The organism is Candidatus Neomarinimicrobiota bacterium (genome assembly GCA_021157965.1).
Lineage (GTDB): Bacteria > Fidelibacterota > Fidelibacteria > Fidelibacterales > Fidelibacteraceae > Fidelibacter.
The window spans coordinates 38,380-48,153 of record JAGGVO010000052.1 but is presented as its reverse complement, the minus strand read 5'-3'; the positions used below and the strand labels follow the sequence as shown (position 1 = coordinate 48,153).

Annotated in this window: 8 protein-coding genes; all 8 read left to right on the top strand. The window is 48.9% G+C overall.

All coding sequences use genetic code 11. The features are described 5' to 3' along the window. Positions 1-1,249, top strand: a 1,249-nt coding sequence (locus J7K63_08655; protein ID MCD6235089.1) for a phosphoribosylformylglycinamidine synthase, incomplete at its 5' end; no start/stop codon positions are given. A gap of 7 nt (positions 1,250-1,256) precedes the next feature. After that, positions 1,257-2,078: a phosphoribosylformylglycinamidine synthase subunit PurQ gene (locus J7K63_08650; GenBank protein MCD6235088.1), complete on the top strand. Its 822-nt coding sequence runs from the start codon at positions 1,257-1,259 to the stop codon at positions 2,076-2,078. Positions 2,079-2,102: 24 nt separating this feature from the next. Next, positions 2,103-3,719, top strand: coding sequence for a bifunctional phosphoribosylaminoimidazolecarboxamide formyltransferase/IMP cyclohydrolase (gene purH / locus J7K63_08645; GenBank protein MCD6235087.1), 1,617 nt, complete (start codon positions 2,103-2,105; stop codon positions 3,717-3,719). A 16-nt stretch (positions 3,720-3,735) separates the two neighbouring features. Then, complete coding sequence (locus tag J7K63_08640) at positions 3,736-5,130, top strand: phosphoribosylaminoimidazolesuccinocarboxamide synthase (protein MCD6235086.1); 1,395 nt, start codon at positions 3,736-3,738, stop codon at positions 5,128-5,130. After that, entirely contained in the window at positions 5,123-6,490 is a 1,368-nt protein-coding gene (gene purB / locus J7K63_08635; protein MCD6235085.1) for an adenylosuccinate lyase, read from the top strand. The genes J7K63_08640 and purB overlap by 8 nt, the downstream gene beginning before the upstream one ends. After that, positions 6,487-7,737: a phosphoribosylamine--glycine ligase gene (gene purD, locus J7K63_08630; GenBank protein ID MCD6235084.1), complete on the top strand. Its 1,251-nt coding sequence runs from the start codon at positions 6,487-6,489 to the stop codon at positions 7,735-7,737. The genes purB and purD overlap by 4 nt, the downstream gene beginning before the upstream one ends. Then, positions 7,734-8,333 (top strand): phosphoribosylglycinamide formyltransferase, encoded by a 600-nt coding sequence (gene purN / locus J7K63_08625; GenBank protein MCD6235083.1) that lies wholly within the window; start codon positions 7,734-7,736, stop codon positions 8,331-8,333. The genes purD and purN overlap by 4 nt, the downstream gene beginning before the upstream one ends. Next, positions 8,334-9,770 (top strand): amidophosphoribosyltransferase, encoded by a 1,437-nt coding sequence (purF, locus tag J7K63_08620; GenBank protein MCD6235082.1) that lies wholly within the window; start codon positions 8,334-8,336, stop codon positions 9,768-9,770. Positions 9,771-9,774: the final 4 nt, after the last annotated feature.

Here is a 9,774-nt window from a genome sequence, read left to right as displayed (position 1 = left end):
GTTTACCAATTCGGGCAATCTAAAACTTTTTTATAAGGACCAAATCGCGGCCCTTTTGGATCTGGATTTTCTCCATAATGGCGTGCCCCGGAAACAGCTTGAGGCAGTATGGCAAAAACCCTTGGTTCATGAACCGGAACTGAATGAACAACCGGATATCAAAGAAACCCTTCTTTCCCTTTTGGGGAGTCTGAATATCTGCTCCCGGGAAAGTATTATCCGCCGCTATGATCATGAGGTTAAGGGACGGACAGTGGTCAAACCTCTCATGGGCGTAACGGGAAATGCCCCTCAGGATGCCGGAGTGATACGCCTTGGTTTCGATTCCTGGGAAGGTATTGCCGTGTCTAACGGGATTATGCCAAAATTCGGGGATATCGATGCCTATGAAGCATCAGCCGGCGCCTTTGATGAAGCTGTCCGGCAGATTATTTCCATCGGCGGTCGTTTGCCGGATCCGAAAGATGTGAACAGTCCCTTCTGGTCTGTAAACGATAATTTCTGTGTCCCCGATTCGGTCTATGACCCCGAAACGAATCCCGATGGAAAATATAAACTGGCCCAGCTTGTCCGCATGAATCAGGCTCTGTTCGATATGGCCACCACTTTCAATATCCCCATGACTTCCGGCAAAGACAGCATGAAAAATGATTTCCGTAAAGGGAATGTGAAAATTTCCGTCCCACCCACGGTTCTCTATTCCATGGCGGCGAAAATCGATGATATCCGGACTGTTACAACCAGCGAATTTAAGCGTCCCGGGGATGCGATCTACCTGGTGGGAAAAACATGGGATGAATTGGGCGGCTCGGAATTTTATCGTCTTCTGGGTTATCTTGGGGCTCATGTGCCCAAGGTCCGGAAATCTCATGCCCTGAATCTCTACCGGCTGATGGCCATGGCCCACAGGGAAGGATTTTTGGCGTCTTCCCATGATTTATCGGACGGGGGATTGGCTGTTGCTCTGGCAGAATGTGTCATCGGAGGGCTTTATGGCGGTGCCGTGGATGTAGGATATGGCGATCTGCCCCTCATTCCCGAACTCTTTTCCGAATCCCACTCCCGCTTTCTGGTCTCCGTCCCGATGAAAAATCAAACAACCTTTGAAAGTCTCATGGGTACCTATGCCCGTTTCCTGGGAGCTGTGACGGAAGAACCGGTTCTGATAGTATCCTTCAAAGGAGAAAAAATCCTCGAAGTATCTAAAGATGAAATGCTTGAAAGATGGAGAAATGGTCTTGTGTTCTGAAATAAATATGAAGAACGGAAAAATCCGGGCTCTTGTGATAACCGGCTCGGGAATTAATTGTGAGGAGGAAATGGCCGCGGCCTGCCGTCTTGCAGGTGCCCATGCGGATATTGTCCACCTGAGCCGGATTTTTAACGGGGATGTGTCAATTCATGATTATGATTTGCTGAACCTCCCCGGTGGGTTTTCTTTTGGGGATGATTTGGGCTCTGCAAAAGTCCTGGCTAACCAGTTGAAGGTCCGCCCCATTGCTTCCGGCACTCCCTTTATGGAGGAAATTCAACGTTTTCTGCAGGATGGGAAATATATTATCGGTGTGTGCAATGGTTTTCAGGCCCTGGTGAAAATGGGACTCCTGCCCAATACCGGTGGGAACCGGGAACAGGAAGCCACCCTGACATTTAATGACTCGGGAAAATTTGAGGACCGTTGGATTTCCTGCAAAGTTCTGGCGGATCATCCCACACCTTTTTTACATGGAATTGATGTTATGGACCTGCCGGTCCGGCACGGTGAAGGCAAATTGATATTTAAAAATGATGATATCCGTCAGGCGGTGGTGGACCGAAAGTTGAACGTACTGGCTTATATAGACAGAGAAGAACATATTACAGACCGATATCCCTTCAATCCCAACGGGTCTGAATTGAATTGTGCCGGACTCTGTGATCCGTCGGGACAGGTTTTCGGACTCATGCCACATCCGGAAGCCTATCTCACTGCCTATAACCATCCCGATTGGAACCGTCGAAATAAAACAGGCCATCTAAAAGATGAAAAGGGAGAAGGATTGCAAATTTTCGTGAATATCGTAAAGGCGTTGGGATAATGAAAAGGAGGAAGAAGAATTTCTATGAAAGGCTACGGACCAATTAAACGTGTTTTAATCAGCGTGTCGGACAAAACCGGGTTGGCGGAGTTGGGCAAGTATCTTCAGGAAGCGGGTTGTGAAATTATTTCCACCGGCGGGACACGTCGTGTGTTGAAAGAGGCCGGTGTTTCGGTGACGGATATTCAGTCGGTTACAGGAAATCCTGAAGCTTTCGGCGGCCGGATGAAAACCATCTCTTTTCAGATTGAATCAGCTCTTCTTTTTGACCGTGAAAAGGACCGGGAAGAAGCAGAAAAGTTGGGAATTCTCCCTATCGATATGGTTGTTTGCAATCTTTATCCATTTGAAAGGGTTAAAAATGAGGGCGCGGATCTGTCCCGGCTCATTGAAAATATTGATATCGGAGGACCTGCCATGATTCGGGCCGCCGCAAAAAATTACAAATGGGTTACAACTGTTGTGGATCCCGGAGATTACGGGATGGTGATGGAAAACATGACGGAAAACGGGGGAAATACGGATTTGGAAACCCGTTTCAAACTCATGCGGAAAGCCTTTAATCATACGGCCGATTACGACAGCCTGATTGCCGTAACCATGGACGAACAGGCTGGAGAACCGACCTTGCGCTTTGCCTTTGATCATCCGCAGATCCTTCGTTATGGGGAAAACAGCCACCAGAAAGGAACCCTTTATCGCCTGCGGAATGCCCTTGATTCCCTGTGCGATATGGAAGTCCTTCATGGAAAAGCCGTTTCATACAACAATATGTTCGACCTCTACGGCGCCCTGGAAGCGGTTCGGGATCTGAAAGGGACAGGGTGTGCCATCATTAAACATGCCAATCCCTGCGGACTCAGTGAGGGGAAAAATCAGCGAAAAATTTTTAAAAAAGCCTGGGACGGAGATCCGGTATCCGCCTTTGGATCCGTGATTGCTTTCAACAAAAGGGTAACACTCGAAACAGCCGAATTCCTGAACCTTGATGCAAGCGACAAGAGCCGGCGAAAATTTGTGGAAATACTGGCGGCTCCTGGTTTTGAAGACGATGCCCTGGAATATTTGAAACAGCATAAAAATCTGCGTATTGTTGTTTTTGATCCGGCCAGACTTCAACCTGTGCATGATATGAAATTTATTTATAATGCCCTTCTTTATCAGGATGCAGATCGTGAATTGCTGGATAAGGTGGATTATGTGAGCCGAAGAAAGGCTGAAGTGGATGAAAATCTGATGCGTTTTGGACTCACAGCCGTTCGACAGTTGAAATCCAATGCCATTTGTGTTGTCCGGAAATGTGCAGATGGTGATCTTCAGCTCCTGGGCATGGGATGCGGCCAGCCGAACCGGGTGAATTCCACACTTCTTACCCTGGCACGTTGCCGGGAAAATCTGAAACACGAATATACCGGTAATCCTGAAGGACTGGAGGAGTATATCCGCACGGAGATGGGTAAGGCCGTCCTCTTTTCCGATGCATTTTTCCCCTTCCCTGATAATGTGGAGTTGAGCCATGCCGAAGGGATACGGACCATCGTACAGCCCGGCGGATCTATCCGGGATAAGGCCGTCATTGAGAAGGCGGATGAACTGGATATAACACTCATTTTTACCGGAATGCGTCATTTTAAGCATTAATACAGGAGGAATACGCATGGATTGTCTGCCCCGTTTTGATTCCCCGCAATTAAAAAAACTCCACAGCGGGAAGGTCCGTGAAAGTTTCAGAGCGGATGCCGGGCATCGCCTGATTCTGGCGACAGACCGAATATCCAGCTTCGACAGGGTCTTGAAAACACCGGTCCCGGCAAAAGGAGCGGTTCTCAATTCCCTGGCAGCCTGGTGGTTTGACAAAACCCGGGATATCTGTCCCAACCACTTTGTCAGAATAGTGGATCCTGCCATCAGTCTGGTCCGTGAAGCCAAACCCATCCGGCTGGAAATGATTATCCGGGCCTACCTGACCGGCTCGGCCTGGCGGAAATATCAGAAAGGCGAACGGACTCTCTCCGGCGTGTCTCTCCCTGACGGACTGACTCAAAATGCTCCCTTTCCGAAACCTATTGTCACACCCACGACAAAAGAAGCTTCGGACCGCCCCATCAGTGCCGAAGAAATTGTGAAAGAAGGATGGACTTCCCGGGAGATCTATGAAAAGATGTGCTCTGTTTCCCTCCGCCTTTTTGAAAAAGGGAGTGCCATGCTTCTGGAGCGGGGTATTATCCTGGTGGATACTAAATATGAATTTGGTCTCATTGAAGGCGAGTTGGTCCTGATTGATGAAATTCATACGCCCGATTCCTCCCGGTTCTGGCTGAAAGAAGCTTACGAATCCAATCCTGAATCCGTTGAACAACTGGATAAGGAATTTGTCCGGAATTATCTGATGGAGCATAAACAGGGGGGAGAATACCCTGAAACACTGCCGGAAGAGATCGTGGCGGAAACGAGCCGGCGGTACCTGGAGTTGTATGAACGGATCACAGGCGCCCCGCTGAACTATCCTGATGCAGACCCGGCAGACAGGGTTCTGAAAAATCTTAAGGATGCAGGGTTTTTGAAAGAAGGCTGTGTGCTGATTGTCATGGGATCCCCGTCCGATGTTCCCCACGCGGAAAAAATGGCGGAGCGCATCAAAAACTATGACATTACCGTTAAAATGCGTGTGGTGTCGGCCCATAAAAACGGGGAAAAAATTCCGGTTATCATGGAGGATGTCATCCAATGCCATGAACCGGTGTCAATCATTGCCGTGGCAGGGCGTTCCAACGGCCTTGGCGGCGCACTTTCCGCCAACCTTCCGGTCCCGGTTATTAATTGCCCTCCCTTTAGCGACAAGACAGACTTTCTGGTAAATATCAATTCTTCCCTCATGATGCCCTCCGATACACCGGCCCTGACTGTGGTGGATCCGAAAAATGCTGCCGATGCAGCTGTCCTTTGTTTGAATATCCCCTCGCTGAAAAGCCGGTTCCGGAAAAAAATTCAAAAGGTCAAAGATAAATTGGATCAGGCGAATGCCCAATTACAGGAGCAACAGGATGTTTAATGCCATTTCTCCCCTGGACGGACGGTATGCAGACAGGCTGGATGTCCTCCGGGACTATTTCTCCGAATTTGCCCTCATGCGAATGCGGGTCATTACGGAAATCCGCTTTATCCGGGCTTTGGACGAGATGCGTTGTTTTTCACTTCTCACCCCGGAAGAGATTCGGCGGCTTGAGAAGATTGAAACAGATTTCGGCGAAAAGGAATATAAAGAAGTAAAAACCATTGAAAAAGAGATCAATCACGATGTCAAAGCGTGTGAAATCTTTCTGCAAAAAAATGCAGGACTCCGGCAACCCAACCGGATTCATTTTGGGTTGACATCGGAAGATGTAAATAATCTCTCCTGGACTTTTCTTCTGAAAAACTACCGGGATACATGCCAGTTACCTCAGCTCAGAAATCTGCTTTTCACACTCTGTGATCTATCGGAGACCTGGGCAGATACGGTTTTCCCTGCACGAACCCACGGACAGATGGCATCACCCACGACCTACGGCAAAGAAACAGCCGTTTTTCTGAACCGCCTGTTTACCCAGTATAAAAAGCTGAAAAATCTTACCTTCCGGGGCAAATTGAACGGGGCGACCGGGAATTATTCCGCTTTCAGAGCTGCCTGTCCGAATGCAGACTGGCCGGCCTTTTCCCGGCGCTTTATGGAACGTTACGGTCTGGAGATCAATCCTCTTACAACCCAGATTGAGGATCATGATACCTGGGCTGAATTTTTCGATATCACCCGCCGGATCAATCAGATTATCCGGGATCTGGATCAGGATACCTGGCTTTACCTGATGCAGGGGTATCTCCTTCTTTCGCTTAAAGAAGGAGAGGTGGGATCCTCAACCATGCCCCACAAGGTAAACCCCATTAATTTTGAAAACAGTGAAGGCAATCTGAAAATATCCAACGCCCTTCTGTCTGCCTTGTCCGAGAATCTTACAACATCCCGGCTTCAAAGGGATTTGTCGGACAGCACCGTCGCACGGAATATGGGTGTAGCTTTGGGACATGCCTTTCTGGCGGTCTCGGAAACCTTACAGGGGCTTTCGAAAATCCGTGTGAATGTCCGGAACGTCCTGGATGAGGTTTCAAAACATCCCGAACTTCTGGCTGAACCCATACAGACGATTTTAAGAAAATCCGGTGTTCCGGATCCTTACGGGATGATGAAAAATTTGACACGAGGGAAATTGATTACCCTGGAATCTCTGCATCAGGCCCTGGATACGTTGAATGTGGATCCTGTACTGATCCGTGAACTGAAAACTTTACGACCGGAAACCTATATCGGGCTGGCTCCACAACTGGCCCTTTCCATGACGGCGGATGTCCGGAAATACCTTAGGGAAGAATCATGACAAAAATCGCTATTCTCGGGTCCGGCGGACGGGAACACGCCTTGGCCTGGAAACTGGGACTCGATGTGGGAGAGGAGAATATCTTCGTAATACCCGGAAACGGGGGGACTCCGAACAATCGTCTCCTTGATCCCATGGATTTTAGAGCCCTTAAGACATTTTGTGAATCCGAAAGAATTGATTGGCTGGTTGTTGGTCCGGAAGATCCTCTGGCTCAGGGAATTCATGATGCTTTTCAGGGATCGTTCACCCGTGTTTTTGGTCCGTCCGGGGCGGCGGCACAACTGGAAGCTTCAAAGATTTATTCCAAACAATTCATGAAAAAATACGGAGTGGCCACTGCCCGCTGCCTTTATGCTTCAGCGGAAAAAGAAACCCGGGATTTTATCCGGTCTTTGAAGGGACAGGTTGTAGTGAAATATGACGGACTGGCAGCCGGAAAGGGTGTGACGGTGTGTAACTCGGAATCAGATGCCCTGGAAGCTATAGCCGCTTTGAAAAAGAAATATGGAAAGAATGCCACATATCTGCTGGAGGAACGGTTAAACGGGCGGGAGATGTCCGTCATAGGTATGACTGATGGTCAAACCATCCGCCTGTTCTTATCTTCTCAGGATCACAAACAGGCTTTCGAAGGGGATAAGGGTCCCAATACCGGCGGCATGGGAGCTTATTGTCCCGTCCCATGGTATACTCCGGCCATGGCTGAAGCAGTCCGGAAGAATATCATAGAACCCACCATGCAGGGAATCCGCGAAGAAGGCTTCGAGTACAGGGGAGTCATCTATTTTGGCATCATGATGACACCTGAAGGACCGAAGGTGTTGGAATACAACGTTCGTTTTGGCGATCCTGAAACGGAGGTCATTTTGCCCGCATTAAAATCCTCCCTGGCCGAACTGATCGATGGGGCTTTATCAGGCAGGCTGGATACTGTACATCCTCAATTTTACCGGGATACTTTTATTGATGTGGTCCTGGCTTCGGGGGGATATCCCGGCACTTATCAGAAAGGGTATGAAATCACCGGGTTGGACACATTGTCTGCCGGAACCCTCCTTTTTCATGCGGGAACCCGGCAGGAGGGAGGCAGGCTGCTCACAAACGGCGGCCGGGTATTGAATGTGGTGGCACGGGGTAAAAATCTGCAGGAAGCCATTGAAAAGGTCTATCCGGAAGTGGATAAAATCCATTTTCAGGATAAATATTTGCGCCGTGACATCGGTCGGCGGGAGGGGAATGTATGACGGCCCGGCTGGCGATTCTCATCAGCGGAAGGGGATCCAACATGGCGGCAATCCTGAAGGAGTGTCGGGAAGGAATCCTGAAAGGACTGTGTGAGGTGGTGCTTGTGATTTCAAACAAGGACTCGGCAACAGGACTTGAAACAGCCCGGAAAGCCGGCATACCGGCAGTCTGCGTGTCCTCAAAAGGGAAAAAACGCCGGGAATTCGAAGTGGAACTGATTGAAAGCCTGGAACCATACAAACCCGATTATATCATTCTGGCAGGTTTTATGCGGATTTTGACGCCTTTTTTTATCCATCGATACCGAAACCGGATTTTGAATATCCATCCTGCCGATACGGCACGGTTTCAGGGCATCGGAGGGTATGAATGGGCTTTTGAAAAAGGACTCAAAGAGACGAAAATCACCGTGCATCTTATCGATGACGGTGTGGATACCGGACCCGTACTGGCCCAAAGAACGGTGGATCTGCGCGGTGCAGAGACTCTGGAAGAGGTGGAAAAGCGAGGGCTTGCTGTTGAGCGAGCTTTTTACAGCGAAGTAATCCGGGATGTGCTGACAGGAAAAATTCATATACAGGAGATACAATCATAAATGTGTGGTATTATTGGAATTACAGGTCATGAGGATATTTCTGCAGAGCTGATTAACGGATTGACGGTGATTCAGCACCGCGGACAGGATGCGGCCGGTATCGTGACGTTGAACAGTCGTTTCCGGATGAAAAAGGGACAGGGACACGTTAGCCGGGTTTTCAGGAATTTCGATCCGGAAGCCTTTCGGGGGAAATGTGGTTTGGGACACGTGCGTTATGCAACCATGGGATCCACTCTGGAGGTGGACGCCCAGCCTATTGCCGTGAATTACCCCTACGGACTGGCAATGGTTCACAATGGGAATGTGATCAATTTTCAGGAGCTGAGACGGCGGCTCTATGAGGACAATATGCGCCTTCTCGATACGTCCAATGATGTAGCCCTGATTCTTTACACATTTGCCGCCCAGCTTGAAAAGAAAGATCTGAAACATTTAGAGGTCAATGATCTCTTCGATGTGGTATCAGAAGTCCAGGATTTGGTCAAAGGGGCTTATTCTGCTCTGACGATTATTGCCAACAAAGGGCTTCTGGCCTTTACGGATCCTTACGGTATCCGGCCGCTGGTGATGGGACGAAAACTCACAGACCAGGGGGTGGTGTATGCCTTTGCATCTGAAACGACTGTTTTTGATTTTCTGGAATATGAAATGATGCGGGATTTACAACCGGGCGAAGCGGTTTTTATTGATAAGGAGATGAATGTCCATTCCAAAATTCTCAAACAGGAAAAACAGGCATTCTGCGTATTTGAATATATTTATTTTGCCCGGGAGGATTCGGTATTTCATAAACGCCTGGTGGCCAGTGAGCGGGTGAAAATGGGCAAAAAGCTGGCAAAAACCTTTCAGGAATCAGGTATCGATCCCGATATTATTATTGATGTTCCCAATTCGGCCTACTTTTTTGCATCCGGACTGGCGGAAGAGGTCCATGTACCCTATCGGCGTGGTTTGGCGAAGAACCGTTTTGTGGGACGGAGTTTTATTACGCCCACTCAAAAAGAGCGGGAAAATGTGGTGAAACAGAAGCTGAATCCCATCAAAGATATCATCAAAGGCCGGAAAGTCGCAGTGGTGGATGACTCCATCGTCCGGGGGACCACATCACGTCATATCATTCACCTGTTACGGGAATATGGCGCGGCGAAGGTTTTCTTTGTTTCGGCCTCGCCGCCGATCAAATTCCCCTGTATTTACGGCATTGATATGTCCGTCCGGAAAGAAATGGTGGCTTCCCATTACAATAACAACGAGGAAATCGCCCGGGTGATCGGGGCGGATGCCGTGGTGTACCAAAAGCTGGAAGATTTGCAGGAACTTTACCACGATTTGCCTATATGCGATGCGTGTTTTTCCGGTCATTACCCGACGGGCATCACAAAAGAAATCCTGGATCACATCGAACAGGAAAAAATCGGATCGGACAGGAATTAAGGGA

Excerpts from the sequence above, each read along its gene's own strand:
- J7K63_08650 (MCD6235088.1), top strand. The coding sequence starts at position 1,257 with ATGAAGAACGGAAAAATCCGGGCTCTTGTGATAACCGGCTCGGGAATT.
- purH (MCD6235087.1), top strand. The coding sequence starts at position 2,103 with ATGAAAGGCTACGGACCAATTAAACGTGTTTTAATCAGCGTGTCGGAC.
- J7K63_08640 (MCD6235086.1), top strand. The coding sequence starts at position 3,736 with ATGGATTGTCTGCCCCGTTTTGATTCCCCGCAATTAAAAAAACTCCAC.
- purB (MCD6235085.1), top strand. The coding sequence starts at position 5,123 with ATGTTTAATGCCATTTCTCCCCTGGACGGACGGTATGCAGACAGGCTG.
- purD (MCD6235084.1), top strand. The coding sequence starts at position 6,487 with ATGACAAAAATCGCTATTCTCGGGTCCGGCGGACGGGAACACGCCTTG.
- purN (MCD6235083.1), top strand. The coding sequence starts at position 7,734 with ATGACGGCCCGGCTGGCGATTCTCATCAGCGGAAGGGGATCCAACATG.
- purF (MCD6235082.1), top strand. The coding sequence starts at position 8,334 with ATGTGTGGTATTATTGGAATTACAGGTCATGAGGATATTTCTGCAGAG.